The sequence below is a fragment of the Streptomyces sp. NPDC017056 genome, from assembly GCF_044332485.1.
In the GTDB taxonomy this organism is placed as follows: Bacteria; Actinomycetota; Actinomycetes; order Streptomycetales; family Streptomycetaceae; genus Streptomyces.
Window position 1 is genome coordinate 18,827 of record NZ_JBIRPD010000033.1, and the last position, 26,439, is coordinate 45,265.

Genomic DNA, 26,439 nt, shown 5'->3' on the forward strand with positions numbered 1-26,439 from the left:
GGGGGGCGCGGGCCAATTTAGGGGGGCCCCCCGCCCGGCGGCCCGCCCGCGGGGGGGGGGGGTTGGGGGGGCCCCCCCCCCCCCCCCACCGCCGTTCCGATATGGCCATTGCCCTTTCCGGATCCGGCCGCTTAAGTTGCTTTCCGTGACGCAAGAGCGTTGCGATTCATCTCTCTGCAGCAACTGGAGGTGTCATGGAAAGCGAGCTTGAGTACGAGGCTCCGCAGCTCGTCGAGCTGGGTGACTACGAGGACCTGACCAGGGGCGTTGGCTTCCCGCTGGCCGACTTCTTCATTCACTTCGACTAATCAGCGAAGCCCGGCAGTGCGGTGTGGCGCCACACCGCACTGCCGAAATCTTGCTGCCAGGATTTTCGCGAGAGAGGCCGGCGAGGGTGCAGAAAGAACTGTCCGGGTTTCTGGTGCTGCCCGACTGTGACGAAGCCGCAGCACAGTGCCCCACAAGCGGCGTCGACTCCGGTTTCCAGGTGCTCACGCACCCGTCGGGACGCCCGTGGCTGGTCGCCCCGAAAAAGACCGGAAAGCTCGGTGAAGGCGACGGCCTGATATCCGCTTCGGCCGGCACCACACGGCTCGCCGTCATCGGCTGGTCCACCATCGGCGAAAGCGAACTCGGCCGCTGGGCGGAGAAAGTGAATTCCCTGGCGGATATCGACCAGCTCGCCGCCAGGCTGCACGGCAGCCAGCACCTCCTGGCGTCGGTCGACGGAGCCGTACGGTTCCAGGGCACCGTGTCCGGCGTCCGCGGCGCGTACTACGCCGTGCACCGCGGCGTCACCCTCGCGTCGGACCGCGCCGACGTGCTCGCCGCCGTCACCGGGGCAGAGCTGGACGAGGCGAGCCTGGCGGTGCGGCTGCTCATCATGTCGTCCTCGGCGCTCGCCCGGCCGGTGTGGCGCGGCATCGACATGCTCGCCACGGACTCGTACCTGAAGCTGGACACCGACGGCCGCGCGGACGTCGTCCCCTATTGGACCCCGCCGCAGCCGGAACTCGGCCTGGAAGCAGGCGCGGTGCGGCTGCACACGGCCCTCGAACAGTCGGTCGCCGCGCGGGCCGGCCGTACCGCTTCCCTGGGGGCGGACCTCTCGGGCGGGCTCGACTCGACCCCCCTGTGCTTCCTCGCCGCGGACGCGGCGGCCGCCTCCGGCGGGCGGCTGACCACGCTGCGCATCGCGGTGGACGACCCCGCGCACGACGACCACGTCTGGGCGTCCCGGGCGGCGAGCGCGCTGGCGGACGGCGACGTCCGGCACCACGTGTTCACCACCAAGGACGTGCCCCACATGTTCGCGGCCGTCGGCGAACCGATCACCGGCGTGGACGAGCCCGTCCGCTGGATCCGCTCCATCGAGCGGCTGCGCTTCACCGCGAAGTGGCTGGCCGGGAACGGCGCCGAGGCGCACCTGACGGGGCACGGCGGTGACGAGGTCCTCGTCGCCAAGCCCAACTACCTGCACGACCTGACGCGGCGCAGGCCCGTACTGGCCCGCCGGCACTTCGCCGCCCTGCGCGCCATGAAGCGCTGGTCCCTGGCCGCGGGCGTACGCGAACTCGCCGACCGCAGCTCGTACCCGCAGTGGCTGCGGCAGCAGAGCACCCTGCTGTCCGACGCGTTCCCCTCACCGCACACCCCGCCCTTCGGGTGGGAGTACCCCCTGCGCATGCCGCCGTGGGCGTCGGCCGAGGCGAACCGGGCGGCGGCCGGCCGGGTACGCGAGGCCGCCGGTTCCGTACGGCCCTTCAGCCAGGACCGGGCCCCGCACCTGACGATCGACCTGGTGCGCCAGGTCGGTGCCGCGGTGCGGCAGGGCCAGCTGGTGACGGGATCGGTGGGCACCCCGCTGCACGCGCCGTACCTGGACGACCGGGTCGTCGAGGCGTGCCTGTCCGTGCGCAGCGAGGAACGCACGAGCCCCTGGACGTACAAGCCGCTGATGGCCGAGGCGATGAAGGACCGGATGCCGGCCGATTCGCTGCGCCGCGGCACCAAGGGGGAGTTCTCCGACGACCTGCAGCGCGGGCTGCACCGGCACCGGGACCAGCTGGCGACGCTCTTCGACGACCCGGTCGTCGGGCGCCTGGGGCTGGTCGACGTCGACCAGCTCCGGCGGGCCGCGCTGTCGGCGTACCCGCCCGGGCTGCCGATGGCCGCCCTCGACACGTCCATGGCAGTCGAGAACTGGCTGCGGGCCCAGGAACGGACCAAGAACGAGCTATGGCAGGAATGGGGAGAGGGCAATGCCGGTCGAACTGCGCGCTGAGGTGTCCATCGCCACGTCGGACCTGGGGTCGGTGCTCCTGGACGAGCGGTCGGGGAAGTACTGGCAGCTCAACAGGTCGGGAGCGCTGATCCTCGACGTCCTGCTCCAGGGCGGGACCTTGACGGACGCGGCCCAGGCCGTGGTCGAGCGCTACCGGGTGGACCGGGAGCGGGCGGACGCGGACGCGAAGGCGCTGCTGGAGCAGCTCAAAGCCGGCGGGCTGGTGTCATGAGCGCCCCCGTGACGATCAGGCCGGGCCGGCGGCGTACGTCCTGGCACCGCCTGCTGCTGCCCTGGTGCGCGGTGCTGGTGGCCAGAACGCTCGCGAACCGGCCGCCGGCCAAGATCCGCAGCGTCCTGGTCCGGCTGCGCGGCAACGCCCGCCCCTCGACGTACGAGGAGGCCGCGCGGGCACGCGCCGAGGTGGTCACCGTGAGCACGTTCTGCGCGGGAGAAGGCTGCCTGCCGCGGGCCATCGCCACCGCCCTGCTGTGCCGGGCACGCGGGTCGTGGCCGACCTGGTGCTCGGGCGTACGGGTGATGCCGTTCCTCGCGCACGCGTGGGTGGAGGTCGACGGCGAACCCGTGGACGAGCCCCAGCCCGCCGGCTACCACCACGCCCTGATCCGCATCCCGCCGAAGGAGCGCAGTGCACACCGGTGAACTGACCCCCACTGGATTCGGGTTGCGGCTGGACGGCCGGCCGGCTCGCCACAATGGCCCCGACCTGCCCGACCTCCTCCACCACCACGGTGTTCTCGTTCTACCCGGCCTCGCACCCACCCCCGGCGAATTCGTCGCGTTCGCCCAGCAGTTCGGCGAGCCGGAAGGCGTGTTCCCGGAAGCACACCAGGTCGCGGGCCACGCCGTACTGCGATTGCAGTCGAACGTCAACGGCCTCGGCGCGAGCGCGGGCGGGCGCTACTGGCACGCCGACGGCGCCTTCGCCGAACGGCCGACCGCCGTGACGGCCCTGTTGTGCGTCGAGGCACCGGCGTCAGGCGGTGACACCCTCTTCGCCGACATGCGCGCGGCCCTCGCGTCCCTCCCGGACGAGGTACGCGCCCAGGCGGCGAGCCACCGCGGGTACTACCCGGCCAAGGAGATCGCCCGACGCGACATGCAACGCGCGCGCATGATGCGCACCGTGGTGATGTCGGACGAGGAGCAGGAAGCCAAGCTGGCCGAACTGAAGAACCTGCACCACCCGCTCGTCCGCCGGCACCCCGTCACGGGCGAGCAGGCGCTCTACCTCAACGAACACTGGCTCGCCGAGGTGGAGGGACTGCCCGCCGCCGACGGCAAGCAGCTCCTCTCCACCCTGTACGGGGCGGCAACCCGCGAAAGCAACGTCTACCGCCACACGTGGACCGAGGGCGACATCCTCGTCTGGGACAACGCCCTGGTCATGCACAAGGCACTACCCGCCACAAACGGCACCCGGAAGGTGACGTATCGGTGCACCATCGCCGAAGGGGCCGGCACTCCCGGGTGAGCGCTGCCAGTCCATCCTGAGGCGCCGGGAGGAAGCCCCGGCCGTCACGACATCGTTCTTTTCACTCAGCTCCCGGTAAGAACGGGAAGGCCACCGGGCCGACTTTGCGTACGGCTCCGTCTGAGGCGGCGACGGGGCAGACGGAACGCAAACAGCGTGCAGCCAGGTGCCGTTGGGCCAGGGTGATCAGGTACACAGGGGCGCCGTCGAGAACAGCAGCGCAAATAATCTTCGTCGCGACGCATCCTGTACCGCACCACTTCCTCGACACAACACTCATACGACGTGCCGAGCCGTTGCGTCAAGGTCGCCCATCAGGACCAGCAACGCTTCCCGCACCGCGGGAGAAAAGGTCTGCGGCCACGTACTGAGGCCGGAGGCGACCTTCGGCGCCGAACAGCCGGTGGACCGGGTTCGAATGGGTGCGCAGGGCCGCAGCGGCGTCCCACGTTTCCCTGTCGCACCGATCCGCGAGCAACATCGTGGAACTCGACCAGACGGCATGCTTCTGCTCAGAGCAGGACAACGCACGTCCCATCAATTCCGCAAAGGTGGTGCGGACACCGGAAGCGGCCTCCAACTGCGTTGGTATCGCCGCATGCCCCTCGCGTACCGTCAATCCGCCGAGCGAAAGCTCATCGATAACCCCCGCAACTCGGCCTCACGGTGACGCCACCGGACCCCGTCCTGCAAGAGGGCCTCCACCACCGCCGGAGAACCCGAGTCAACCGCCTTGCGCAGCAGCGGCACTCGTACTCCCGACGCCGTACGACACAAGCCGCCCACCGCACGACGCGCAGGCCGTGGCAGATCGGCAACGGTGGAAGGCGGCAGGACACCTCCGCCCACCACTCCCACCAGGAGGCCGACATGCCCGACAACTCCACCACGCCACCCGCCACACCGCTCACCCGACTATCCCGCCAGCTCGACGCAGCCCGCCCCTACACCCTCTCCCTCTTCCGCGTCGTCATCGGCCTGCTCTTCGCCTGCCATGGCGCCGCGGCCCTCTTCGGCGTGCTCGGCGGCGTCGCGGGCACCGGCGGCACGGTCGAGGCCGGCACCTGGCCGGGCTGGTACGCGGCGGTGATCCAGCTTGTAGGCGGAATCCTCGTGATGGCCGGGGCCGGCACGCGGACCGCCGCACTGGTCTGCTCGGGCTCCATGGCCTACGCCTACTTCGAGGCACACCAGCCGACGGCACTGTGGCCACTGCAAAACGGAGGCGAACCGGCCGCGATCTTCTGCTGGGCCTTCCTGCTCCTCGTCTTCACCGGTCCTGGCCCACTGTCCGTCACCAACCTCCTGCGCAAAACACCGGCCCGGCGTCCCCGAGCCGCGAAGCACCCCTGACCTGCACGCCGCCCCCTGAAACCACAGCCGCCTCATCCGCGTCCGTTAAGTTGAACCCAGGCTTCCACCCAGGTCATCGTCACGCTCGCACAAGCTCGCACAAGGGGGAGAAAGTTCCATGACGGACCCGGATAACACGGGCGAAAATCCGGTGGGAAAAACTACAGGGGCCCCGGGCGGCGACGCACATTCCCAGCCGCTCACCCCACCGCCGTATCCTCCGCCCCTCCCCCCGTCCCCGCCACCGATCGTCCCGGCCGATGCCGGCCACGCCCTGGAGATCGGGCGCACGCATTTCCCCCCGGTCGGTTCCCCCAACGGCCCGGTCGGGGTCTACGTGCACGAATTCGATATCGGCTACCTCATCTACGCCGGTTACCCAGTCCACGAAGACCCGAATAGTCCGCCGCCCTGCCCCGGAGGCAGCAACGTCGTCATCTCCAAGGCCGACGGCGAAGTGACGTTCTTGCCCAACTATCCGATCGAGTCAGCCGTGGAGTTCTACCACCGATTGCAGCGTCCGAGTACGCCCTGATTCGTCCGACACGATGAGCCTCGGTCCGGCAACCGCGGCCAACCCTGCCGTCGCGGAGCTCGACGCCGCCTCCGATGAGCCGCGACGCCCTGAGTGACATGCGATTCGACCCGCGGTGGATCGAAGAGGCGATTTCCAAGAACAAGAAGACCAGGGGGGCCGTGATTCATCTTCCCGGCCAATCAGCACCGGCCTGCCCGAACTGCCACGGAATGACCGTACGCATCGAATACGAAGACACCTACCGGGATGATGCCGCGCGCGTGCTGTATGAAGACGGCCTCGTCACGGGTGAAGTCGTTTCCCGCGACCAGGAAGGCCGAATCACCAGCCTCGTCTCCTACCACGAGGGGGTTCCGTCCGGGCCGCAGTTCGCGTGGCACCCGGACGGGGCCAAGAAGCTCGAAGGGCTTACCCGATACGGCCTGGCCGTGGGCGACTGGCGCAAGTGGTACCCCAATGGCCGACTCGCCGAACATACCGTCTTCAACCAACAGGGCAGGCGGGTAAGTCGTCAGAAATGGGACAGGGAAGGCAACCTCACCGAGGACAGGACGTTTTCGGGCTGACCGCCGCTACCAGGCGCCCCTGGCCGGCTTCCGTGGCCGGGGAGCCCGTTCGACGTCGGCTACCTCGTCTACGCCACTTTCCCTCCCACCGAACCGGTGGACCCGGCAGCCCCGCCAACGCCTCCCCCGTCCGGCGGCGCAAACATCGTGGTGGCCAAGGACACCGGCGGGACAACCACCGTCCCCAACTTCCCCCCGGAAGCGGTCATCGCCCTGTACCGCAGCCGGCTCCCGCCCCAATCCTGACGAAGCCACGTAGTGGCCGCGGCGGCTGGGGGCCGCTCCAGCTTCCCGGCCGGGTGCGGCTCGGTCGGCACTACCTGGTGCAGCCGGTTCCGTACCCCGCCCCATACGTCATGGCGGTGAGGACGTCGCACTTCAAGGGAGTCTCCTACGTGGTGACCACCTCTCAGCGCTCCGCCCTGCTGACCAGGTCGACCACCTCGCCCAGGAACCCTTCGTCCAGCATGGTGCCCACCGCTGTGTCCCCCTCCTGGTCCAGGCCCGCGTCATGGCAGGCCACCGCCACGAGGTAGCCGCCGTCCAGCACGAAGGTCGCGAACGTCCACTCGCCGTGCGAGGCGGGCGCGCCCTGCGGGGTGAGCAGGCTGGTGGCGTCGGCGTCGAAGCCGAACTGGGTGAAGCCCATCCGCATGCCCTGGCCGAGTGCCTTGGTGTACGCCTCCTTCAGCGTCCAGGTGCGCAGCAACCGGTGCTGCTGTTCGGCCTGCGGCAGCCCGGCGAGCCTGCGGCGTTCGTCCGGGGTGCACAGGTGGCGGTGGATGGCCGAGTACTGGATGCGGCGGTCGGCCCGTTCGGTGTCCACGCCGATCCGGCCGCGCCGGTTGAGGCCCACCACCAGCAGGTCGCCGGTGTGGCTCAGGCTCACCTCGATCTGGTCGCAGCCGCGCAGATACGGCCGTCCGCCGGCCTTGTAGGCGAGTTCGACGGTGTCGGGCGCCGCCTGGAGGGCCGCGCCCGCGGTGTACTTCACCAGCAGCCGGGAGGCGGCGAAGCGGTCGCGTGCCTCGGGGTCGCGCAGGGTGCGCAGGCGCCGCCAGTCGCGGGCGCCGAGCAGCGGGCGCAGTTCGGGGTCGGTGAAGGCGGCGGGCAGCCAGTCGCGCCAGTTGGCCTGGACGACGACATGGCCGTGCCAGGCCATGGACTGGCGGACCCGGCTCCAGGGGCTGCCGGGACCCGGCATCAGGAGGGGTTCCGCGATGCCCGGACGGTTCACGGGGTACCTGCTTCCGCCAGCGGGGTGTCGTGGAGGTCGAAGCTGCGGCCGGCGCGGAAGCGCGCCAGCAGTTCCTCCGCCACCCGTTCGACGCACGGGTCGGGCAGCGGGGGCAGGTTCAGGCCGAGTCGGCGCCCGTACCGTTGGAGGGCGAGGACCAGCCAGGCGGGGTCGGCGAGGAACGAGCCGGTGTGCCGGTGCCGTTCCCAGGTGGCCAGGGCCGCGCCGACAGCGGACAGGACCGCGTGCCGGTCGGCGAGTGCGCACAGCGCCGGGCTCGCCAGCGCCGTCCGGTCGCCGGGCTCCAAGGCCAGGCAGCTCTCCCGCAGTTCACGCAAGGCATCCTCGAAGGCGGACGCCAAGGCGCGCAGGGTGCCGTCGTACGGGCCCGGGGCACCGGCATCGGACAACCGGGCCGCGGCCGCCTTCAGCGCGGCGATCAGGAAGTCGCCTCCGCCCGCCACCTCCAGGCGTGCGAGGTCCAGTGCGGGCAGCGGCCCGGCGGTGAACAGCGCGTCCGGCGGCTCCGCTTCCGTGCCCCAGGACCGGCGTGCCAGCAGCGGCAGTTGGGGGATGACCACCGCCTGGCAGGCGGCCGTGCCGGCGTGCCCGAGACCGGCGGCTGGCAGGTCGCGCAGCAGCTTGGTCAGCATTCCCTGGTCGGTGTCCCGGCTGTAGCCGCCGGCACCGAGGACAGTGGCCAGCTCTTCCAGGTCGTCCCTGAGCAGGTCCGGTACGAGGTATTTCAGGCCGGCCGCTGCCAGGTGTGCGCTGCCGGGCAGGAGGGAGAGGGCGCGGAGCACGGCGGCGGCCATGCTGTCACCCACCAGCAGCCCGGCGAACACGCCTGCCAACACGGTCCGTTGGCGTCCGCGCGGGCCGCCGGAGGCGAGGGTGGCGCGGACGGCGGCCCGCAGCACCGTGTCCACGGACGCGAGCACCGCGCCGGTGATCAGGGTGCGGTTGAGCTGGAAGGTGCGCAGGGCGAGCCGTACGCCCGCGCCCGGCTCGCCGACCAGCGAGTCCGCCGGTACGGGGCAGTCCGTGAATTCGTATCCGGCGAACCGGCAGCCACGCAGTCCGGTGGTGGGGCGGCGGGGCAGCAGCCGCAGCCCGTCCGGGGGCAGCCGGTCAGGGTCGAGCAAGAAGACGGAGTGGGCGGCGGGGCCGGGGGCCGGGTCGGTCCTGACGTACGCGACGACGGCGCCGGCCCGTTCGGCGTTGATGACGACGTCCTTGCGACCCTGGAGCAGGTAGCCGCCGGAGTATTCCATGGCGGTGAGTTCGCCGCGCAGCAACGCGGTGCCGTGGGCGAGCGAGCGGTGCACGATGGCCGCGCGCCCGCCCCCGGTCAGCAGGCGGGCGACGGTTGCGCGCTGGGCGGGCGTGCCCGCGGCGAACACCGGGGCCGCCGCGAACAGCGAGGTGATCCCGTAGCCGAACCCGAGGGCGACGTCGCGGCGGAAGACCGGCCGCAGCATCCGCATCAGCCCGGCCGCGTCGTGCAGCCGCCCGCCGAGCCCGGCCGGCACCAGCTCGGCGCCGAAGCCCGCCTCGTCGAGCAGCCGTTCGGCTGCGCGCGGCAGTTCCCCGTCGCCGTCGGCGGTGAGCAGGGCCTTGAACCCGAGCGGGTTGGCCGGGTCGCACGGGTCGCCGAACGCGTACTCCAGGTCTGTGGCCCGGGATGCGGTGTCGTCCGGTGGGCGGGTGTCACAGGTGGGAAGCATGCACTCGGTCTCTTTCCGCGGTGTGGGGGCCGCCGAGGTGTACAGCGGGCGGGGTTCGCCGCGCGGGGAGCGGTCCCGTGCAGGACCCGTACCAGGTGGCCGCGGCGCGGTGGGCGGTGCCGTGGCGCGGCCGGCCGCCGCTCGCCCGGCGGATCCGGCTTTCCACTTTCCATGCCGCCCCTTGACCCGTACTTGAAGCCCGGCAGTGCGGGGGCGCCCGTAAGATCACCGTCCGTGCCCCGGCGTCCGGTTCAGCAGCTCGTGCAGGAGCCGCAGCTCCTGGCCGCTGAGCGGGATGTCCGGGCGCAGCCGCTCCGGGTGGCCGGGGGGCGGTCCGTCCGCGCCGTCCGGCAGCGTCAGGTGGAAGCCGCTGTCGAGGGATCGCGGCCGCGCCGGGACGGGGCGTGCGAACAGTGGCAGTTCGGCGCTGCCGAGGGCCACGAACCCCTCGCCCACGTGGCGCAGCAGGCGTCCGAGCAGGCCGCGCCGGCTGCCCGGTGTCGTCCGGCGGGCCATGTCAGACGACACCTTCCGGAGCGCGATGTTCATTCATGTGCACGTCACCTCTTCCTTCGTTCCCGGTGGCGGACGCAGCCGGGGTGGCAGGGAGTGTGAGCGGGCCGGCTCAAGGGCCGGTCGGGGCGCGGTGGACGGACACATGAGCGGGCGGGGTGCGGCGCCGGACGGGCCGTACGCGGACCGGTCCGCGCGGACCGTGGGGGCCTGCGGGGCGGCCGATGCGTCCGGGGTCTCGGTGGAGAACGACGGTTTGGCGCAGACCGGTAGCATTTGTCATGAAGTCCGGCGGAATTGATGCCGACTCAGGCAAGTCCGAACGCAACGGGGGAACGTGATGGTGCGAGTTTTGATCGCCGAGGACATGCACATGCTGCGCAAAGCGCTGGTGTCGCTGATCGAGCTGGAACCCGACCTCGAAGTCGTCGCCGAGCTCTCCAGCGGTGACGACATCGTGCCCACCACGGTGGCGGTACGCCCCGACGTGGCCGTCCTGGACATCGACCTGCCCGGCACCGACGGCATCACCGCGGCCGCCGCGCTGCACACCAGCGTCCCCGAGTGCCGCACCCTGATCCTCACCAGCCTCGGCAGACCGGGGAACCTCAGACGGGCGCTGGCCGCCCATGTCTCCGGCTTCCTCCCCAAGGACTCCGACCCGGACAGCCTGTGCGCCGCGATCCGGCAGGTCGCCAAGGGCGAGCGGGTGATCGACCCGCAGCTCGCCCTGGCCACCCTGGACTCCGGCCCCTCGCCGCTGACCGAGCGGGAACGGGAAGTGCTCCAGCTCGCCTCCGAAGGCATGGAAGCGGCCCACATCGCCGGACAGCTGCACCTCTCGTCCGGCACCGTGCGCAACTACCTGACCGCGGCGGTCACCAAGCTCAATGCCCGCAACCGCGTGGACGCGATCCGCATCGCCCGTGAGGCGGGCTGGCTGCACCCGGTGTGACGGGTACAAGGGGGCCGCACCGGCGGCGCGGCCCCCTTGCACCGGCCGTTCCGCGCCGCCCTCAGGCCGCGGCCAGTTCCACCTCGGCCGTCAGCTCGAACCACCCGCCGGGACGCGGCCCGGCCGTCAAACGCCCGTTGACCGCCTGCACACGGCTGGTCAGGTTCCCGATGCCGCTGCCGCCGTCGGCACGCGCCGCAGGCGCGGTCTCCTTCGTCCCGTCCGCGCCGTCGTTGACGAGCGTGAGCCGCACCGCGCCCGCCGCCCGCCGCGCGGTGATCCGGCACCGCTCCGCCTTGCTGTGCCGCAGCATGTTGGTCAGCCCCTCGCGCAGCGTGGTCGCCAGGACGGTGTCCACGTCGCCGGGCAGGTCCCCGCACTCCAGCTCCACGGTGGCGGCTATGCCCGCCCCCGCCAGCATGGCCGTGGCGTTCTCCGCCTCCGCCGTCAGGCTCATCCGCCGCAACCCGCCAGCCACCGTACGGACGTCGGCGAGCGCCTGCCGGGCGACCTGCAGCACCTCGGACAGCTCCGTCCGTGCCCGCTCCGGCTTCTGCCGCGCGAGCCGCCGCACCAGTTCGCACTTGAGCGTGATCGCCGACAGGCTGAACCCCAGCAGGTCATGCAGGTCCCGGGCGAACCGCAGCCGCTCGGTGGTCACCGCCAGCCGGGCGATCTCGGCCCGTGACCAGTGCAGCTCGGTGGCGAGCTGCGCCATCCGGGAGAGGCCGAAGACGACGAGGCCGCAGATGACGGTGTAGGCGGACTGGTAGACGATGTCCGTCAGCGAGCTGCCCACCGCGTACAGGGTCGCGTCGCTGCACGCGGTCACCACGACGATCACCGGCCAGGCCGCGAGCGCGGGCAGCGCCAGCAGCGCGCCCCCGGCCAGGAAGCCGGGCAGCCCCAGCCAAGTCGGGCCGAAGAAGCGGTAGGGCACGAACTGGAGCAGCGCCTGGAGGCCGAGCAGTCCGTAGCGCAGGTGGGCGGGCCAGTGCGCGGTACGGGCGGATCGCCAGTGGAAGGACTGCACGAGCTGCACCACGAGCCCGGCGGACAGGAACACCCCCATGGCGGCCAGCACCGGCGCGGACGGCCGGTAGGACATCGCCATCACCGAGCACGCCAGGAAGTAGCCGACCAGCACCGCCAGCGTGATGGCGCTCGCGGCGCGCGGCACCAGGTCGGGGTGGCCGGGCCGCCGGCGCCGCGTCCGGGCGGGCTCGCCGGCCGCGTCCGTGAGCCGGCTCTTCGTGCGGGCGCCGTCCGCGGTGTCCGGGACGTCCTCCTGGAGCGGCACGGTCTCGTTGAGGGGCACCCTCGTGCGGAGCCGGAACCAGCCGTCGTCGCAGTCCCGGGTGAGGGAGCCGCCGAGGGACCTGATGCGGCTGTCGAGGGCGGCGAGCCCGCCGTCCTGGCCGGTCTTCGCGGACCGGCCGGCGCGTCCGGCGCCGTCGTTGGCCACCGTGAGCAGCACCGCGCCGTCCCGGCGGGCGGCGCTGATCACGCAGCGTTCGGCCTTGCTGTGCCGGAGCAGGTTGGTCAGGCCCTCGCGCAGCACGGCGGCCAGCGCGCTGTCCACGGCCTCGGGCAGATCGGCGCAGTCGCATGTCATCCGGGTGCGGATGCCGGCGGCCGAGAGCATCGAGACGGCGGCCTCGGCCTCGCCGGTGAGCGACATCTCGCGGTAGCCGCGGCTGACCGAGCGGACGTCGGCGAGGGCCTTCCTGGACGTGTCGAGGACGTCGGTGAGTTCGGCGTGTGCCTTGTCCGGCGCGTCGGCGAGCAGGCGGTAGGCCAGTTCGCACTTGAGCGTGACGGCGGACAGGCTGAAGCCCAGTACGTCGTGCAGGTCCTTGGCGAAGCGCAGGCGCTCGCCGGCGACGGCGAGGCGGGAGAGTTCCGCGCGGGAGTGGTGCAACTGGCCGATCATCTCGGACATCCGGGACAGTCCGATGACGATCAGCGGGATGAGTACCGCCTCGACCATGTTGTAGGCGGTGGTGTTGGCGTCGTATCCCAGGTACCGGAACATGGCCCAGTTGCTGAGCACCGTCACGCCGAACAGCGACCATCCGACGGTGGCCGGGAAGACCAGCACGGCCGAGGCGCTGAGGAAGGAGATCATGCCGCCCCAGGCGTCCCCGAACACGCTCAGCGGCGCGTACGCGAGCAGGGCCTGCAGGCCCCAGGTCGCGTACCGGTGCCGGGTCAGCCGGGGCAGCAGCCGCGGGAAGGAGTGGCTGAGCTGCAACGCCATGGTCAGGGCGAAACCGAGCACCGCGCCGACGCGCTCCCACTCGGGCGGGTTCTCCGCCCAGACGAAGGAGCCGTCGATCACGAAGAAGCCGACCAGCACCACGGCGGTGATGACGACCGCCTTGCGGGGCGGCAGCGTCCGTCTGTCCGCTTCTGTGATGTCACCGCCCGGTCGAACGACTACAGAAGTCGTCACATATCCCCCATTTTCCGCTGTGCTCGGTTGAAGCACTCTTGCTATCCCGGATCATAAGGAATCCGGATCGAACGCCAACAGCCGTAGCGGGTCCCCGCGCAGGTGGAAGACGTCTCAGACGCCGCCGGGTGCCAGCATCCCGGCGGCGTCGGCAAAACTGCGTGCCGCCCGCACGGCGGCGGGCGGCAGTGGCGTCGTACCGGGCACGGCGGGAGCGCCGTGCCCGCTGCGCAGATGCGCCAGCAACTGGTCCGCGTCGGGGCCGTGCAGCTCGACACGGTGGTGGGAATGCTCCGACAGCAGCACCTGGTCCGGCCCCGAGGGCCGCAGTAACACGTCGTCCCGCAGCCGGGCCCCGCGCCCCGGCGCTGCCGCGGCGGGGCAGAAGCGGGCGTGCCGGGTCAGCGGCACCACGCTCAGCAGTGGCGCGGCACCGACGATCAGGTGCCGGGCCACCACGTGCTGCAGCTGCGCCAGTGCCGCCAGCAGCTCCCGCGACGCGTCGTTCCACCGGTCCTCGGGCACGTCGAAGCTCGGGAACCCGGGCACCACGTTGCCCAGCGAGACCGGCCCCAGCAGCATCCGGCGCAGCGCCTCGCGCAGGTGCGGGCCGGGTCTGTCCGCCGCCAGCTCCCCCCAGGGTGTCCGTAGGACCGTGCGCTCGCCGAAATCGACGGTGACGTCCTCGCGCAGCGACCAGAACTCGGCGAGTTCCGGCGCCGCCAGGCGGTCGATACGCATGGGGGTCCTTCCACGGTGGGGGGAGCGGGAGGTGCTTTCAGAGGAAGATCGGTACGGGGTTGAGGTCTTCGTAGCGGGTCGGCGCGGCCAGCCGGCCGAGTGCGACGGGGACGTCGAAGAGACGGCCGGGGGCGAACCGGGCCCAGTGCGGCCGCAGGCCCGGCACCACGACCTTGACCACCGGCAGTCCCACGTCGGGCCGGGTCTGGTCCACCACGAGCAGCTCCATGTCCTTGGCCCGCAGCAGTTCCACGGCCGCCGTGATGTCCTCGTACAGGTCGTCGCGCGGTGTGTAGGGGTGGGTGTGCGGGCCGGTGGCAGGAGCGTCACCGGGGAGCAGGTACGGGTGGGCGGCGACCGTCGCCGTGCGCAGCCAGTCCGCCAGGTCGGGATCGTCGGCCGCGGCTCGGAACGCACCCCCGCGTGCGTCCACCACGTGCGGCATCATCTGGTTCAGCTCGGTCAGTGCGCGGCGCAGCGCGATCCGCGGATCGAAGTGCGCGCCGAACCCGAACATGATGTCCTCGGTTCCCGGGTCCGTACGGCGGGAGACCGCCGCCATCACGGGTATGCCGAGGTCGGCGGTGAGATCGAGCACCCACACCCTGCGGTGCAACGTGGCGTGCACCCGGCGCAGTTCGGTGATCCACGGATCGTCGAACGCGTCGAGGTCCACGCCGGGCTGGCGGGTGCGGTTGTACCACCACAGGGCGAGCGCGTCGCGTTCGACCAGTTCCAGGAAACCCTGGAGCACGGCGTCCTCCGGTGTTCCGCCGGCGGCGGTGCCGTTGGAGGTGGCCAGGCAGGAGAACCGGCCGGGCGGCTGGGGTGTGCCGTAGTACAGCAGCGCGGTCGGCAGGAGCCGCTGCCGCTGCGCGGTCACCGACCACACCGGCGTCCAGTCGATCTCCGCTTCCTCGTCGAACGGGTCGCAGACGTGCTGGAAGGGCGCGTGCGCGGCGTTCCAGCGGTCCCGGCCCGCGTACTGGCGCGGGTCGTAGAGCTGCACGGAGTCAGGGTGGACCGCGTCGGCGGCCAGGGCACGGTAGCTGCCGCGTACGGTCGCCTCGCCTCCTTCGTAGTGCCCGGAGTGGCGTTCCAGGGCTTCGGCGAACGCGCCGGCTCTGGCCTGTGCCGCGGTGGTGCCCTTGCCGCCGCAGGTGGCGCGCAGTCCGGCCCGTACCGCACCGAGTCCCTGGAAGCCGGCCGCCGGGTTGGTGCCCGCCGTGAAGGAGTTGAAGAACTCCGGGCCTCGCGGGTCGCGGCGGACGTCGCGGACCAGGCCGGTGAGCGGGTCGAGCAAGTGCGCGTACGTGTCGAGGAGTTGTTCAGGCGTGAGGGTGCGGTGGCCGCCGCCCGACGTGTCGCGCTTGAGGCGCGGGCGGAGCACCACCGGGGCCTGCACCTGTGCGGCCGTCATGCCGGGGTCGCCGCAGGACGCACACTGGGGCCGGCGCCGTACCGGGTGGAGTGCGCCGGACAGGGTCAGCCCGTCCAGGGTGCGCAGCGCCTGCTGGCTGGAATGGCGGTAGCCGGACAGCCACTTGGCGGCTTCCAGGGCGGCCAGTTGCAGCGCGGCGAGCCGGGCTGCGGGCAGCGCGCAGGCGGGGCGCGGCACGGGTCCCGACCGGCCCAGTACGCGCTGGACGTGGGCCTCTACCGGCCGGGCGCGCCAGAGGCGTTCGGCCAGGCAGGACCAGCACGGGCCGTCGGGGCCGCCGAAGAACGGGCCGATCCACTGTTCGGTGCCCTCGGTCTTCACCGGGAGCCAACGGCGGCCCGCCGCCCGCAGTTCGGCGTCCACCACGGCGAGTGCGGGGTCGAGGTAGTCGTCGCAGAGGACCACGGTCAGGGCGGCGGCCGTGGCACCGGCGTCCGGCGCGGCGGTGGCGAGGCCGGTGGCCGCCAGGCAGGCGGACAGTTCCCCCGCGTCGGCGCTGCCGACCGCGAGAGCGCGGACCGTTGCGCCGGCACGCGCGGACGCCGCCTCCGCGCCGTCCACACCGGCCGCTTCCCAGTACGCCTGCTCGGCGGCCTCCTGCGGTGACACGGCCGGTCGGCTGCGGCCGTACAGCAGTCCGGCACCGGTCAGCCGGGACACCAGGCGTGCGGCCTGTCCGCCGGGCAGCGCGTCCGCCGCTTCGCGGGTGATCAGGTCCAGCGGCCTGGTGCCGTCGAGCAGGGGCGCGAGGCGGGCGATCTGTTCGCCGTGCAACGCGGTCACCCGCTGGTCGGAGATGAGGTACACCGCTTCACCCGGCACCTGTTCGACCCTCAGGTGCGGTTTGAACCCCAGCAGCGGGGCAGCGGTCTCGGCGACGGCCATCAGGCGGCGTACCCGGCGGTCTCGGCAGCCGGCACGGCCACCGGGGCGACGTGGGAGGCCAGGCACAGGCGGGTGGCGGGACCGGTGAACGCCTGCCGCCCGAACTCCTCGATCACCAGGTCGTCGTGGACCGCAGTGGTGGAGGTCGTGTGCGTCTGCATGGTCGTCATCCCTTGCTCGGAGGTCGGGTGGGGGCTACGGCAGTCGGCGCTCGCATTCCGGTCGAGCCGACGTGGAGAACTCTGCCGCGGCGGCCGGACCGCCCCCAGTGCCGTGATCACGGGATGCACATGAAACTTTCATACCCGGCCCCGGTAGAGCCACATGCCGGGTTCAGGAGCCCGGCACTGGCCGGAAACAGCCCCACGGTGAGAGGTTCACCGGGTAGTTGAAGCCGGGTCCGAAACCATCGGGTCAACCGGCAGAACCGACACCGGAGGAACCCCTAATGGAGATCAAGGTGCTCGGCCCCCTGGTGGCCGAGACGGGTGGCACGTCGATCGTCCCGAGCGCCGGCAAGCCCCGGCAGATCCTGGCGCTGCTGTCGGTCAACGCCAACCAGGTCCTGCCCGTGCCGACGCTGATGGAGGAGATCTGGGGCGACGGGATGCCGCGCAGCGCGCTCACCACGCTTCAGACGTACATCCTCCAGTTGCGCCGCCTCATCGGCGCGGCCCTGGGCCCGGACAGTCCGCGCACCGCCCGAGACGTGCTGGCGACCCGGCACGGCGGGTACCTGCTGGACGTCCGGCCCGGCTCGGTGGACGTGCACGCGTACGACCGGCTGGTGGCCGACGGCCGCAACGCGGCGGACCGGGGCGACGACGAGGCCGCCGCCGCGCTCTACCGCGAGGCGCTCGCCACGTGGCGCGGCCCCGCGCTGGTGGACGTACGGCTCGGCCCGCTGCTCGAAATCGAGCTGGTGCGGCTGGAGGAGAGCCGGCTCGGCGTGCTGGAGCAGCGCATCGACGCCGACCTGCGGCTGGGGCGGCACATGCAGCTGCTGGCGGAGCTGACGTCCCTGACGGCGCGGCACCCGCTGCACGAGGGGCTGCACGCGCAGTGCATGGTGGCGCTCTACCGTTCCGGCCGGCAGTGGCAGGCGCTGGACGTCTACCAGAACCTGCGCCGCGGGCTCGCCGACGAGCTGGGGCTCGACCCGTCGGTGCGGCTGCGGCAGCTGCACCGCGCGGTGCTCGCCGGCGACCCGGCGCTGGACTTCGCGTCCGACGGACGGCGTTCGGCCCTGGACCTGTTCGCCGCCTGACGGCCCGCCGCGCACCCCGGCACCCCCGCCGCGCCCACCGCGCGGACCCCGCCCTTGGAGCCCGTCTCCGAGCCCCGGCACGGCGCCCGCCGCCCGGCCGTGGTTCCGACGTGGGCTCCGGCCTCCCACAGGGGCGGGTTCCGGCGCGGGCGCGGCTCGATCGGCTCTCCAGGGCGTACCCGCACAGTGCCCGGCAGGGTCCCTCCGCCGTCCGCGGACCGGGACCCGACCGACACCTGGGGGTTATCTTGCGAGTCATCGACCTGTCGTCACCCGTGGACGCGTCCGGCTGGGAGCCGGACCCGGTCGTCCACGAGATCATGACGCCCGCCGAAGGCGCCGTGCACATGGCGGCGGAGATGAAGGAACACTTCGGCCTGGACTTCGACCCGGCCGACCTGCCCGGCGGCGAACTGCTGTCGCTGGACACACTCACCCTGACCAGCCACACCGGCACGCACGTGGACGCGCCGTCGCACTACGGCTCGCACGGCGCGTACGGCCGGCCGCGGCACATCGACGAGATGCCGCTGGACTGGTTCCTGCGGCCCGCCGTGGTGCTGGACGTCCGCGACGCGGGCACCGGCGTCATCGGCGCCGACCGGGTCGCCGAGGCGCTGGCGGCGACCGGCCACGACGTGCAGCCGCTGGACATCGTGCTGCTGCACACCGGCGCGTCCCGGCACGCGGGCACCCAGCGGTACTTCACCGACTTCGCGGGCCTCGACGGGCCCGCCACCGACTACCTGCTCGACCTGGGCGTACGGGTCATCGGCACCGACGCCTGGAGCCTGGACGCCCCCTTCGGGCACATGATCCGCACCTTCCGGGAGACCGGCGACCGGTCGGTGCTGTGGCCGGCGCACTTCGCGGGGCGCCGCCGCGAGTACTGCCAGGTGGAGCGGCTGGCGCAGCTGGACGCCCTGCCCGCGCACGGGTTCCGGGTGGCGTGCTTCCCCGTGAAGATCACCGGTGCGGGAGCGGGCTGGACCCGGGCCGTCGCCCTGATCGACGAGTGAGCCCCACCCACCCCGCCGCCCCGGCCCGCTCCCCCGGCCCCGCCCCCTGGCTGTTCTGCTTCCACCACGCGGGAGCCGGTGTCTCCTCCTTCGCCCGCTGGCAGCGGGTGCTGGGCGACGCCGCCGAGGTCGTACCGGTCCTGCTGCCGGGCCGCGGCCCCCGGGCGAAGGAGCGCCGGATCACCGACCCCGGCGAACTGCTCGCCGAACTCCGCGCCTTGATCACCCCGCTGCTCGGCGAGCGGCCGTACCTGCTGTACGGGCACAGCCTCGGCGGACTGGTCGCGCACGCCCTGACCAGGGCGCTGGAGGAGGACGGGCAGCCACCGCCGGAACGGGTGGTCATCGGCGCCGTACCGCCGCCGCACCTGCGCAACCCGCTGCTGCGCGGCGCCGGGCTCCCCGACCGGGAGCTGCTGGAGGTACTGGTGCGCTACGGGGCGGCGCCGCCCGAGGCGGTCGGCCGCGACGCGTCCCTGTGGCAGCGGCACGTGATGCCCGCGCTCCGCGACGACCTGCGGCTCGGCGAGGCACTGTGCCGCGTCAACGCGCGGGCCCCCGTACGGACCCCGTTGACGGCGCTGGCCGGCCGGGACGACCCGGTCGCGCCGCTGCCGGAGATGGCCGAGTGGGCCGACTACTCCAGCGCCGGGTTCCGGCTCGAAGCCCTGCCGGGCGGCCACTACTTCGTCCGCGGGCAGACCGTGCCCGAGCTGCTGCGCACGGTGGCCGGCGAGACGCGAGCGCCGGTCCAACCCGAGTCGAGCGGGCATCAAGAGGACCAGGCGACGCTGGTCGCAACAGCGGACCGAACAGAGAGGTGACGCAGCCATGCTGCATTCTCCCGGGGTACTCCCCCAGGACCGTCGCGCCGAGGAGGCCGGGTGAGCCGCCGCGTAGTGATCACCGGAATCGGGGTGGTCGCCCCGGGAGGTGTCGGCACCAAGGCGTACTGGTCCCTGCTGACCGCGGGCCGGACCGCCACCCGGGCCGTGACGCTCTTCGACGCCTCGGCGTTCCGCTCACGGATCGCCGCCGAGGTCGACTTCGATCCGGTGGCCGAGGGGCTGACCGCCGAGCAGGCCGGACGGCTCGACAGGGCCGCCCAGTTCGCGCTGGTGGCGGCGCGGGAGGCGGTCGCCGACAGCGGCATCGCGTGGGAGGCGGCCGACCCGTTCCGTACGGGCGTGGCCATCGGCAGCGCGGTGGGCGCCACGACCGGTCTGGACACCGAGTACGCGGCGGTCAGCGACCACGGCGCCGAGTGGCTGGTCGATCACGAGCGGGCGGTGCCGCACCTGTACGACTACTTCGTGCCCAGCTCCTTCGCGGCCGAGGTCGCCTGGGAATTCGGCGCGCAGGGGCCGACCGCGGTGGTCTCCACGGGCTGCACCTCCGGGCTGGACTCGGTGGGCCACGCGGTGGAGCTGATCCGCGAGGGCAGCGCCGACGTCATGATCACCGGCGCCACGGAGGCGCCGATCTCGCCGATCTCCGTCGCCTGCTTCGACGCGATCAAGGCGACGTCGGCGCGCAACGACGAGCCTCAGACCGCGTCGCGGCCGTTCGACCGGACCCGCAACGGCTTCGTGCTCGGCGAGGGATCGGCCGTCTTCGTCCTGGAGGACCGGGACCGCGCGCTGGCCCGCGGCGCGCACGTCTACGCGGAGATCGCCGGGTTCGCCTCGCGCAGCAACGCGTACAACATGACGGGGCTGCGGGCCGACGGCGCGGAGATGGCGGAGGCCATCACCGCCGCGCTGGCCGAGGCCCGGGTGCCCGCCACCGACATCGACTACATCAACGCGCACGGCTCCGGCACGCTGCAGAACGACCGGCACGAGACCGCCGCGTTCAAGCGCAGCCTCGGCGACCACGCGTACGCGACCCCGGTGTCCTCGATCAAGTCGATGATCGGCCACTCGCTGGGCGCCATCGGATCGCTGGAGATCGCCGCGTCCGCGCTCGCCATCGAGCACGGCGTGGTGCCGCCCACCGCCAACCTCCACGAGCCTGACCCCAAGTGCGACCTCGACTACACGCCCGTCACGGCGCGCGAGCGGGAGATCGGCACGGTGCTGAGCGTGGGCAGCGGTTTCGGCGGATTCCAGAGCGCGATCGTGCTCACCAAGCCCGAGCGGAGGACGGCATGACGACGCAGACGGCCGAACGCACCGCGGACGTGCGCCCCGGGGCCGCGCGCCCCACGGCGGTGTTCACCGGCATCGGGGTGACCGCCCCCAACGGCCTGGGCACCGAAGCGTGGTGGCGGGCCACGCTCGCGGGCGAGAGCGGCATCCGGCCCGTCTCCCGCTTCGACGCCACCGGCTACCCGGCGCGGCTGGCGGGCGAGGTGCCCGGCTTCGACGCGGCCGAGCACATACCGAGCCGGCTGCTGCCGCAGACCGACCACATGACGCGGCTGGCGCTGACCGCCGCGAAGGAGGCGCTGGAGGACAGCGGCGCCGACCCCGCCGAGCTGCCGGAGTACTCCGCCGGTGTGGTGACCGCCGCGTCCGCCGGCGGCTTCGAGTTCGGGCAGCGGGAGTTGCAGGCGCTGTGCGCCAAGGGCGGGCAGCACGTCAGCGCGTACCAGTCGTACGCCTGGTTCTACGCGGTCAACACCGGCCAGATCTCCATCCGGCACAAGCTGCGCGGGCCGAGCGGAGTGCTGGTCACCGAGCAGGCGGGCGGCCTGGACGCGGTCGCCCAGGCGCGGCGCCAGCTGCGCAAGGGCAGCCGCCTGATCGTCACCGGCGGGGTGGACGGCGCGATCTGCCCCTGGGGCTGGACGGCGCAGCTGGCCGGCGGGCGGATGAGCACCGTCGCCGACCCGGCCCGCGCGTTCCTGCCCTTCGACACCCGGGCCGCCGGGTACGTCGCCGGTGAGGGCGGCGCCATCCTGGTCCTGGAGGACGCCGCGGCGGCCCGCGAGCGCGGCGCCCGCGTGTACGGACACCTGGCCGGGTACGCGGCGACCTTCGACCCGGCGCCCGGCCGGGGCGGCGAACCGGGGCTGGGGCGCTGCGCCGGACTGGCCCTGAACGAGGCGGGGCTGACGCCGGCGGACGTGGACGTGGTGTTCGCGGACGCGTCCGGCGTACCCGAGCTGGACCGGCAGGAAGCCGCCGCGCTCGGCGCGCTGTTCGGCCCGCGCGGGGTACCGGTGACGGCGCCGAAGACCATGACGGGGCGGTTGTCGGCCGGCGGCGCCTCGCTCGACCTGGCGGCGGCGCTGCTGTCGCTGCGCGACCAGGTCGTACCGCCGACCGTCAACGTCACCGACCCGGTCGAAGCCGACGGGCTCGACCTGGTGACGCAGGCACGGCGCGGCCCGCTGCGCACCGCCCTGGTGCTGGCCCGCGGCACCGGCGGCTTCAACGCCGCCGCCGTGGTGACCGCCGAAGACAACCCACCGGCCGCCACCGCGTGATGGCGAGCGGGACCGTGAGCACGACCACGAGGACGATTGTGAGAGAGGCGACGACCATGACGCTGAAGGAACTGACCACGCTGCTGCGCGAGTGCGCGGGCGTCGACGAGGGGGTCGACCTGGACGGTGACGTACTGGACGTGCCGTTCGACGACCTGGGGTACGACTCGCTGGCGGTGCTCCAGACGACCGGTGTGATCGAGCGCGACCACGGCATCCAGCTGCCCGACGACACGGTCGCCGAGGCGTCGACGCCGCGCCTGCTGCTGGAGTTCATCAACGCGTGCCTGGACGCGGAGGCGCCTGCCCAGGCAGCCTGAACCGCAACAGCAGACGGCTGCCGGGTCCCGGTCGGGACCCGGCAGCCGTCTGCTGTCCGCGCACCGGTCCACAAGGACGCGGAGCCCGGAAAGGGCCCCGGAGGTGACCTGCGACGCGCGGCCCGCCGGAACACAGGGAAGTGCCCGCACGCCGGGGGATTGCGTGCGGGCACTGGACTGAGGCGGCCGTGGCGGCCGCTGCGGGTCAGATCAGGTCGTCCCGCGTGATGCGGCGGTCGCGTACCTGCCACGTGCCCTCGGCGCGGACGAGTTCGTCCTCGCAGAGGGTGCTGGCCTTGATCTCCGGGCGGCCGCCGCGCGGGGTCTCGATGACCAGTGCGTAGCAGCGGGCGGTGACCGTGTCCCCGGTGCCGCCGGTCACCGCGACCATGCCCAGCCAGTGGCGGCGCTGGACGCCGGCCGCGGCGTACGCCTCGGTGGCCTTGGCGGCGGCTTCGGTGATGGCGTCACGGCCGACGGCCGGGGCGGGCTGGGCGTTGGCGGCGAAAACGCCTTCGGGGGTGAACGTGCCGGCCCACTCCGCGACCCGGCCGTCGTCGAGCAGGTGCATCTGCTGTGCGTAGAACTGCTGGATCTCCTGGTACAGCTCGGCGGGCGCGGTGGTCCAGGCCGGCGCGGTGACGGTCATGGGGTGGTCCTCTCCTGTGGTTCCTGCTGCTCGGCCACTGTGGCCGCCGGGACTTGAAAGGCGCTGGTGGGCGCCTGGACCGGCGGACCGGCGCGGGCGTCCACCGGTGCTCGATACCGGTTCGAGCGGGACTGGGCACCGTGGGGCGCATACCTGCCGGTCCGCAGGGACCGGCCGCCTAGCGAAAAGAGTCGAGATGTCGAAGACCGCGAACGCCGTGCGCACCGAGGACGCCGCGGCACACGAGGACGCCGCGGAGCGCCGGGTCGCGCTGATCACCGGTGGTACCAGCGGCATCGGCCTGGCGGCGGCGCGGGCCCTGGCCACGGCCGGGCACGCGGTGTTCGTCTGTGCGCGGAGCGCCGAGTCGGTGGAGCTGACGGTCAAGCAGCTGCGCGAAGAGGGGCTGGAGGCCGCCGGCACCACGGCCGACGTGCGCAGCCCCGAGTCGGTCAAGGAACTGGTGGCGGCCGCGCTGGCGGCGTACGGGCGGATCGACGTGCTGGTCAACAACGCGGGCCGCAGCGGCGGCGGCGTCACCGCCGACGTGCCCGACGAGCTGTGGCACGACGTGATCGCCACCAACCTGACCAGCGTCTTCCTCCTCACCCGCGAGGTGCTCAACAAGGGCGGCATGCGGGAGCGCGGCTGGGGCCGCGTCGTCAACATCGCCTCCACGGCGGGCAAGCAGGGCGTCGTGCTCGGCGCCCCGTACTCGGCGTCGAAGCACGGTGTCGTCGGCTTCACCAAGGCGCTCGGCAACGAGCTGGCGCCGACCGGCATCACCGTCAACGCGGTCTGCCCCGGGTACGTCGAGACGCCGATGGCGCAGCGGGTCCGCGAGGGGTACGCCGCGGCGTACGGCACGTCCGAGGACGCCGTACTGACCAAGTTCCAGGCGAAGATCCCGCTCGGCCGCTACTCCACGCCCGAGGAGGTCGCGGGCCTGGTGGGCTACCTGGCCACCGACACCGCCGCCTCCATCACGGCGCAGGCGCTCAACGTCTGCGGCGGCCTGGGCAACTTCTGACCGCCGCCCGCCCCTCCCCCCGACCCACCGCCGTACAGCAGAAGAGGACTTGTCACGTGTCAGTGCCCGGAAAGCACCGCACCCTGCACAGCATCACCATCGCCGCGCCCGCCGAGACCGTGTACGGGATCGTCGCCGACGTCACCACCTGGCCGCAGTACTTCGCGCCCAACGTGCACGTCGAGCACCTGGAGCGGACGGCGGACACCGAGCGCATCCGCATCTGGGCCACCGCCAACGGCGAGGTCAAGAGCTGGACCTCGCGCCGCACCCTGGACGCGGCCGGCCTGCGGGTCGACTTCCGCCAGGAGGTCTCGCAGCCGCCGGTGGCCGCGATGGGCGGCGCCTGGGTCGTCACTCCGGCCGGGGAGGCCGCGTGCCTGCTCGAACTGCACCACGACTTCGACGCGGTCGGCGACGACCCGGCGGGCGTCGAGTGGATCACCGCAGCGGTGGACCGCAACAGCGCGGCGGAGCTGGACGGCATCAAGGAGCTGGCCGAGGCGGCCGGTGACCTGGACGAGCTGGTTTTCACGTTCGACGACACGGTGCACATGGCGGCCGACGGCGCCGATGTCTTCGACTTCCTCAACCGGGCCGACCTGTGGCCCGAGCGGCTGCCGCACGTGGCCCGCCTGGACCTCACCGAGGACGAGCCGGGTGTGCAGGTGATGGCCATGGACACCAGCGCGGCGGACGGTTCGGTGCACACCACCGAGTCGGTGCGGGTGGTCTTCGGCCGGGACCGCATCGTCTACAAGCAGACCACGGTCCCCGCGCTGATGACCGCCCACACCGGGCGCTGGACCATCGAGCCCGCCGGGGACGGCGTGGACGTGACCTCGCGGCACACCGTCACCCTCAAGCCGTCCGCGGTCGAGAAGGTGCTCGGCGCGGGCCGGACCGTCGCCGACGCGCGGGAGTACGTGCACCGGGCGCTGAGCACCAACAGCACCAACACCCTGAAGCTGGCCCGGGATTACGCGGAGGCCCGCCGTGGCTGAGCCGGCCGGGGGCATACCCGAGGTACCGGACCGGCTGGACGGGCTGCTCGCCCGGTCCGCCGCCGCCCACCCCGGGCGCCGGGCCGTCGTCAGCGGCGGCCTGACCGTGGACTACGGCACGCTCGACGCCCGGGTGACCGCCGCCGCAGCCGCCTTGCGCGGGTGTACGGAGCCGGGTGACGTGGTCGCGGTGGCGTCCGTGCTGCACCCCGATTTCGCCGTGGCGTACTACGCGGCGGCGCGGGCGGGGTTGACCGCCGCCGTCGTCAACCCGCTGCTGCGCGAGGAGGACCTGCTGCACGTGCTGACGCTCGGCGGCGCCCGGGTGGCCTTCGTCGACGCGGCGCTGGGCGAGCGGCTGGAGCGGGTGCGCGACCGGCTGCCCGCGCTGCGCGAGGTGGTGGTGTACGGGGCCGAGGGGCGGCTGAGCACGTACGGCGCCGAGGGGCCGGTGCCCGACCCGGGCACCGGTCCGCAGGACACCGCCGTCCTGCAGTTCACCAGTGGCACCACCGGCCGTCCGAAGGCGGTCCGGCTCACCCACCGCAACGTCACCGTCAACGCGGCCCAGGTCGCCGGCGCCCACCTGCTCGACGGCGGGTCGGTCACCCTCAACCACCTGCCCACCTACCACCCGATGCACCTGAATTCGGCGGTCGCCGCCGGTGCGGTCCAGGTGCTGTGCCCGGCGCCGGACCCGTACACCGCGCTCACCACCGCCGCGCGGGAGGGCGCCACGATCCTTTACAGCCTGCCGGTGCGGCTGTCCCGGCTGGCGGCCCACCCGGAACTGGAGAGTGTCGCGGTGCCTGCGTTGCGGCATGTCGCGTCGGGCGGCTCGGGCCTCCCCGCCACGGCCGCGCGCACGCTGTCGCGGCGTCTGGGCGTCCCCGTCTTCCAGGGCTACGGCCTCGCGGAGACCTCGCCGCTGACGCACTGCGACGATCCCGCCGACCCGGTTCCGGGTTCGGTGGGCCGGCCGGTGGCCGGGACGCGGTGCCGGGTCGTGGACGTCGACACCCGCGCCGTGCTGCCTTCCGGGGCCGCCGGCGAGGTGCAACTGCGCGGGCCGCAGGTGATGCGGGGGTACGCGGGCGGCCCGGACGGGACGGGGCTGGAGCCGGACGGCTGGCTGAGCACCGGGGACGTCGGGCGGATCGCCGAGGACGGCCGCCTCTTCCTGGTCGACCGGCTCAAGGACGTGTTCAAGTGCGACAACTTCCTGGTCGCGCCGTCGGACGTGGAGCGCGTCCTGCTGGACCACCCGCTGGTCGCGGACGCCGTGGTGGTCGAGGTGCCGGACGCCGCGCACGGCGCGGTGGCGGGCGCCCTGGTGGTGCTCGCCAAGGGGGCGTCGGACGGTGCCGGAACGCTGGCGTCCGTCGTGTCCGCCGCGAACGACCGGCTCCCGTACTACCAGCACGTACGGGACGCGATCACCGTCGACGCCATCCCCCGCTCCGGCAACGGAAAGATCCAGCGTCGCCTGCTGGCACAGCAACTGACGGCACGTCAGCCCGCTTGACG

The 26,439-nt window shown here is 72.7% G+C and carries 26 protein-coding genes; 18 read left to right on the plus strand and 8 right to left on the minus strand.

Annotated elements, in window-relative coordinates:
* The first annotated feature begins 194 nt into the window (after window positions 1-194).
* From ACH4OW_RS37445 to ACH4OW_RS37480, 8 genes are all read left to right on the plus strand, one after another.
* Window positions 195-308, plus strand: a complete 114-nt coding sequence (locus ACH4OW_RS37445) for a lasso RiPP family leader peptide-containing protein (protein WP_360137191.1) — start codon at window positions 195-197, stop codon at window positions 306-308.
* An 86-nt stretch (window positions 309-394) separates the two neighbouring features.
* The gene (locus ACH4OW_RS37450) at window positions 395-2,284 is read left to right on the plus strand and encodes an asparagine synthase-related protein (protein ID WP_398033091.1); all 1,890 of its coding nucleotides are present in this window, start codon (window positions 395-397) and stop codon (window positions 2,282-2,284) included.
* Window positions 2,262-2,516, plus strand: coding sequence for a lasso peptide biosynthesis PqqD family chaperone (locus tag ACH4OW_RS37455; RefSeq protein WP_360137197.1), 255 nt, complete (start codon window positions 2,262-2,264; stop codon window positions 2,514-2,516). The genes ACH4OW_RS37450 and ACH4OW_RS37455 overlap by 23 nt, the downstream gene beginning before the upstream one ends.
* Window positions 2,513-2,947, plus strand: a complete 435-nt coding sequence (locus tag ACH4OW_RS37460) for a lasso peptide biosynthesis B2 protein (RefSeq protein ID WP_398033094.1) — start codon at window positions 2,513-2,515, stop codon at window positions 2,945-2,947. The genes ACH4OW_RS37455 and ACH4OW_RS37460 overlap by 4 nt, the downstream gene beginning before the upstream one ends.
* Window positions 2,934-3,779, plus strand: a complete 846-nt coding sequence (locus tag ACH4OW_RS37465; protein ID WP_398033097.1) for a TauD/TfdA dioxygenase family protein — start codon at window positions 2,934-2,936, stop codon at window positions 3,777-3,779. The genes ACH4OW_RS37460 and ACH4OW_RS37465 overlap by 14 nt, the downstream gene beginning before the upstream one ends.
* 870 nt (window positions 3,780-4,649) lie before the next feature.
* Window positions 4,650-5,132, plus strand: coding sequence for a DoxX family protein (locus ACH4OW_RS37470; protein ID WP_398033099.1), 483 nt, complete (start codon window positions 4,650-4,652; stop codon window positions 5,130-5,132).
* 118 nt (window positions 5,133-5,250) lie between these two features.
* Complete coding sequence (locus ACH4OW_RS37475; RefSeq protein WP_398033101.1) at window positions 5,251-5,667, plus strand: hypothetical protein; 417 nt, start codon at window positions 5,251-5,253, stop codon at window positions 5,665-5,667.
* A 74-nt stretch (window positions 5,668-5,741) separates the two neighbouring features.
* A complete protein-coding gene (locus ACH4OW_RS37480) occupies window positions 5,742-6,236 on the plus strand; it encodes a toxin-antitoxin system YwqK family antitoxin (RefSeq protein ID WP_398033102.1) in 495 nt (164 codons plus the stop codon).
* Between the two features lie 409 nt (window positions 6,237-6,645).
* Here the strand turns inward: ACH4OW_RS37480 and ACH4OW_RS37485 are convergent, their stop codons facing one another.
* From ACH4OW_RS37485 to ACH4OW_RS37495, 3 genes are all read right to left on the minus strand, one after another.
* Window positions 6,646-7,473 (minus strand): 4'-phosphopantetheinyl transferase family protein, encoded by an 828-nt coding sequence (locus ACH4OW_RS37485; protein WP_398033104.1) that lies wholly within the window; start codon window positions 7,471-7,473, stop codon window positions 6,646-6,648.
* Window positions 7,470-9,200, minus strand: a complete 1,731-nt coding sequence (locus ACH4OW_RS37490) for an acyl-CoA dehydrogenase (protein ID WP_398033106.1) — start codon at window positions 9,198-9,200, stop codon at window positions 7,470-7,472. Before ACH4OW_RS37490 ends, ACH4OW_RS37485 begins: the two co-directional genes overlap by 4 nt.
* Window positions 9,201-9,425: 225 nt before the next feature.
* Complete coding sequence (locus tag ACH4OW_RS37495) at window positions 9,426-9,716, minus strand: DUF6059 family protein (protein ID WP_360137219.1); 291 nt, start codon at window positions 9,714-9,716, stop codon at window positions 9,426-9,428.
* Window positions 9,717-10,053: 337 nt separating this feature from the next.
* Here ACH4OW_RS37495 and ACH4OW_RS37500 point away from each other — a divergent pair, with 337 nt between their 5' ends.
* On the plus strand, window positions 10,054-10,668 hold the full coding sequence (locus tag ACH4OW_RS37500) for a response regulator transcription factor (protein ID WP_360137222.1): 615 nt from the start codon (window positions 10,054-10,056) through the stop codon (window positions 10,666-10,668).
* A gap of 61 nt (window positions 10,669-10,729) precedes the next feature.
* Here ACH4OW_RS37500 and ACH4OW_RS37505 read toward each other — a convergent pair whose 3' ends face one another.
* The 4 genes from ACH4OW_RS37505 to ACH4OW_RS37520 all read right to left on the minus strand — a co-directional run bounded on the left by ACH4OW_RS37505 (window position 10,730) and on the right by ACH4OW_RS37520 (window position 16,351).
* Window positions 10,730-13,123, minus strand: a complete 2,394-nt coding sequence (locus tag ACH4OW_RS37505; protein WP_398033110.1) for a sensor histidine kinase — start codon at window positions 13,121-13,123, stop codon at window positions 10,730-10,732.
* 114 nt (window positions 13,124-13,237) lie between these two features.
* On the minus strand, window positions 13,238-13,864 hold the full coding sequence (locus ACH4OW_RS37510; RefSeq protein ID WP_360137228.1) for a hypothetical protein: 627 nt from the start codon (window positions 13,862-13,864) through the stop codon (window positions 13,238-13,240).
* Between the two features lie 37 nt (window positions 13,865-13,901).
* Entirely contained in the window at window positions 13,902-16,190 is a 2,289-nt protein-coding gene (locus tag ACH4OW_RS37515) for a TOMM precursor leader peptide-binding protein (RefSeq protein WP_398033112.1), read from the minus strand.
* Window positions 16,190-16,351: a hypothetical protein gene (locus ACH4OW_RS37520; protein ID WP_360137234.1), complete on the minus strand. Its 162-nt coding sequence runs from the start codon at window positions 16,349-16,351 to the stop codon at window positions 16,190-16,192. Before ACH4OW_RS37520 ends, ACH4OW_RS37515 begins: the two co-directional genes overlap by 1 nt.
* 287 nt (window positions 16,352-16,638) lie before the next feature.
* Here ACH4OW_RS37520 and ACH4OW_RS37525 point away from each other — a divergent pair, with 287 nt between their 5' ends.
* The 6 genes from ACH4OW_RS37525 (at window position 16,639) to ACH4OW_RS37550 (ending at window position 22,229) form a co-directional block, all read left to right on the plus strand.
* Window positions 16,639-17,457 (plus strand): BTAD domain-containing putative transcriptional regulator, encoded by an 819-nt coding sequence (locus ACH4OW_RS37525; RefSeq protein WP_398033114.1) that lies wholly within the window; start codon window positions 16,639-16,641, stop codon window positions 17,455-17,457.
* A 248-nt stretch (window positions 17,458-17,705) separates the two neighbouring features.
* Window positions 17,706-18,476, plus strand: a complete 771-nt coding sequence (locus tag ACH4OW_RS37530; protein ID WP_398033116.1) for a cyclase family protein — start codon at window positions 17,706-17,708, stop codon at window positions 18,474-18,476.
* The gene (locus tag ACH4OW_RS37535; protein ID WP_360137243.1) at window positions 18,473-19,300 is read left to right on the plus strand and encodes a thioesterase domain-containing protein; all 828 of its coding nucleotides are present in this window, start codon (window positions 18,473-18,475) and stop codon (window positions 19,298-19,300) included. Before ACH4OW_RS37530 ends, ACH4OW_RS37535 begins: the two co-directional genes overlap by 4 nt.
* Before the next feature lie 60 nt (window positions 19,301-19,360).
* On the plus strand, window positions 19,361-20,629 hold the full coding sequence (locus ACH4OW_RS37540) for a beta-ketoacyl-[acyl-carrier-protein] synthase family protein (RefSeq protein ID WP_398033118.1): 1,269 nt from the start codon (window positions 19,361-19,363) through the stop codon (window positions 20,627-20,629).
* Complete coding sequence (locus tag ACH4OW_RS37545) at window positions 20,626-21,909, plus strand: ketosynthase chain-length factor (protein ID WP_398033120.1); 1,284 nt, start codon at window positions 20,626-20,628, stop codon at window positions 21,907-21,909. Before ACH4OW_RS37540 ends, ACH4OW_RS37545 begins: the two co-directional genes overlap by 4 nt.
* 56 nt (window positions 21,910-21,965) lie before the next feature.
* Window positions 21,966-22,229 carry an acyl carrier protein gene (locus tag ACH4OW_RS37550; protein ID WP_360137252.1) on the plus strand — a complete coding sequence of 88 codons (264 nt, stop codon included), beginning with the start codon at window positions 21,966-21,968 and terminating at the stop codon, window positions 22,227-22,229.
* Between the two features lie 205 nt (window positions 22,230-22,434).
* Here the strand turns inward: ACH4OW_RS37550 and ACH4OW_RS37555 are convergent, their stop codons facing one another.
* A complete protein-coding gene (locus ACH4OW_RS37555) occupies window positions 22,435-22,878 on the minus strand; it encodes a nuclear transport factor 2 family protein (protein ID WP_398033123.1) in 444 nt (147 codons plus the stop codon).
* A 196-nt stretch (window positions 22,879-23,074) separates the two neighbouring features.
* On the opposite strand from ACH4OW_RS37555, the gene fabG reads away from it, so the two are divergent.
* Genes fabG through ACH4OW_RS37570 form a run of 3 tightly spaced genes read left to right on the plus strand, consistent with a single transcriptional unit; the run spans window position 23,075 to window position 26,437 of the window.
* Window positions 23,075-23,908 carry a 3-oxoacyl-ACP reductase FabG gene (gene fabG / locus ACH4OW_RS37560; protein ID WP_398033125.1) on the plus strand — a complete coding sequence of 278 codons (834 nt, stop codon included), beginning with the start codon at window positions 23,075-23,077 and terminating at the stop codon, window positions 23,906-23,908.
* A gap of 56 nt (window positions 23,909-23,964) precedes the next feature.
* Entirely contained in the window at window positions 23,965-24,912 is a 948-nt protein-coding gene (locus ACH4OW_RS37565; protein ID WP_398033128.1) for an aromatase/cyclase, read from the plus strand.
* Window positions 24,905-26,437, plus strand: a complete 1,533-nt coding sequence (locus ACH4OW_RS37570; RefSeq protein ID WP_398033130.1) for a class I adenylate-forming enzyme family protein — start codon at window positions 24,905-24,907, stop codon at window positions 26,435-26,437. The genes ACH4OW_RS37565 and ACH4OW_RS37570 overlap by 8 nt, the downstream gene beginning before the upstream one ends.
* Window positions 26,438-26,439 lie beyond the last annotated feature (2 nt).

Excerpts from the sequence above, each read along its gene's own strand:
- ACH4OW_RS37445 (WP_360137191.1), top strand. The coding sequence starts at position 195 with ATGGAAAGCGAGCTTGAGTACGAGGCTCCGCAGCTCGTCGAGCTGGGT.
- ACH4OW_RS37455 (WP_360137197.1), top strand. The coding sequence starts at position 2,262 with ATGCCGGTCGAACTGCGCGCTGAGGTGTCCATCGCCACGTCGGACCTG.
- ACH4OW_RS37460 (WP_398033094.1), top strand. The coding sequence starts at position 2,513 with ATGAGCGCCCCCGTGACGATCAGGCCGGGCCGGCGGCGTACGTCCTGG.
- ACH4OW_RS37470 (WP_398033099.1), top strand. The coding sequence starts at position 4,650 with ATGCCCGACAACTCCACCACGCCACCCGCCACACCGCTCACCCGACTA.
- ACH4OW_RS37475 (WP_398033101.1), top strand. The coding sequence starts at position 5,251 with ATGACGGACCCGGATAACACGGGCGAAAATCCGGTGGGAAAAACTACA.
- ACH4OW_RS37480 (WP_398033102.1), top strand. The coding sequence starts at position 5,742 with ATGAGCCGCGACGCCCTGAGTGACATGCGATTCGACCCGCGGTGGATC.
- ACH4OW_RS37490 (WP_398033106.1), bottom strand. The coding sequence starts at position 9,200 with ATGCTTCCCACCTGTGACACCCGCCCACCGGACGACACCGCATCCCGG.
- ACH4OW_RS37495 (WP_360137219.1), bottom strand. The coding sequence starts at position 9,716 with ATGGCCCGCCGGACGACACCGGGCAGCCGGCGCGGCCTGCTCGGACGC.
- ACH4OW_RS37500 (WP_360137222.1), top strand. The coding sequence starts at position 10,054 with ATGGTGCGAGTTTTGATCGCCGAGGACATGCACATGCTGCGCAAAGCG.
- ACH4OW_RS37510 (WP_360137228.1), bottom strand. The coding sequence starts at position 13,864 with ATGCGTATCGACCGCCTGGCGGCGCCGGAACTCGCCGAGTTCTGGTCG.
- ACH4OW_RS37515 (WP_398033112.1), bottom strand. The coding sequence starts at position 16,190 with ATGGCCGTCGCCGAGACCGCTGCCCCGCTGCTGGGGTTCAAACCGCAC.
- ACH4OW_RS37520 (WP_360137234.1), bottom strand. The coding sequence starts at position 16,351 with ATGCAGACGCACACGACCTCCACCACTGCGGTCCACGACGACCTGGTG.
- ACH4OW_RS37525 (WP_398033114.1), top strand. The coding sequence starts at position 16,639 with ATGGAGATCAAGGTGCTCGGCCCCCTGGTGGCCGAGACGGGTGGCACG.
- ACH4OW_RS37545 (WP_398033120.1), top strand. The coding sequence starts at position 20,626 with ATGACGACGCAGACGGCCGAACGCACCGCGGACGTGCGCCCCGGGGCC.
- ACH4OW_RS37550 (WP_360137252.1), top strand. The coding sequence starts at position 21,966 with ATGACGCTGAAGGAACTGACCACGCTGCTGCGCGAGTGCGCGGGCGTC.
- ACH4OW_RS37555 (WP_398033123.1), bottom strand. The coding sequence starts at position 22,878 with ATGACCGTCACCGCGCCGGCCTGGACCACCGCGCCCGCCGAGCTGTAC.
- fabG (WP_398033125.1), top strand. The coding sequence starts at position 23,075 with ATGTCGAAGACCGCGAACGCCGTGCGCACCGAGGACGCCGCGGCACAC.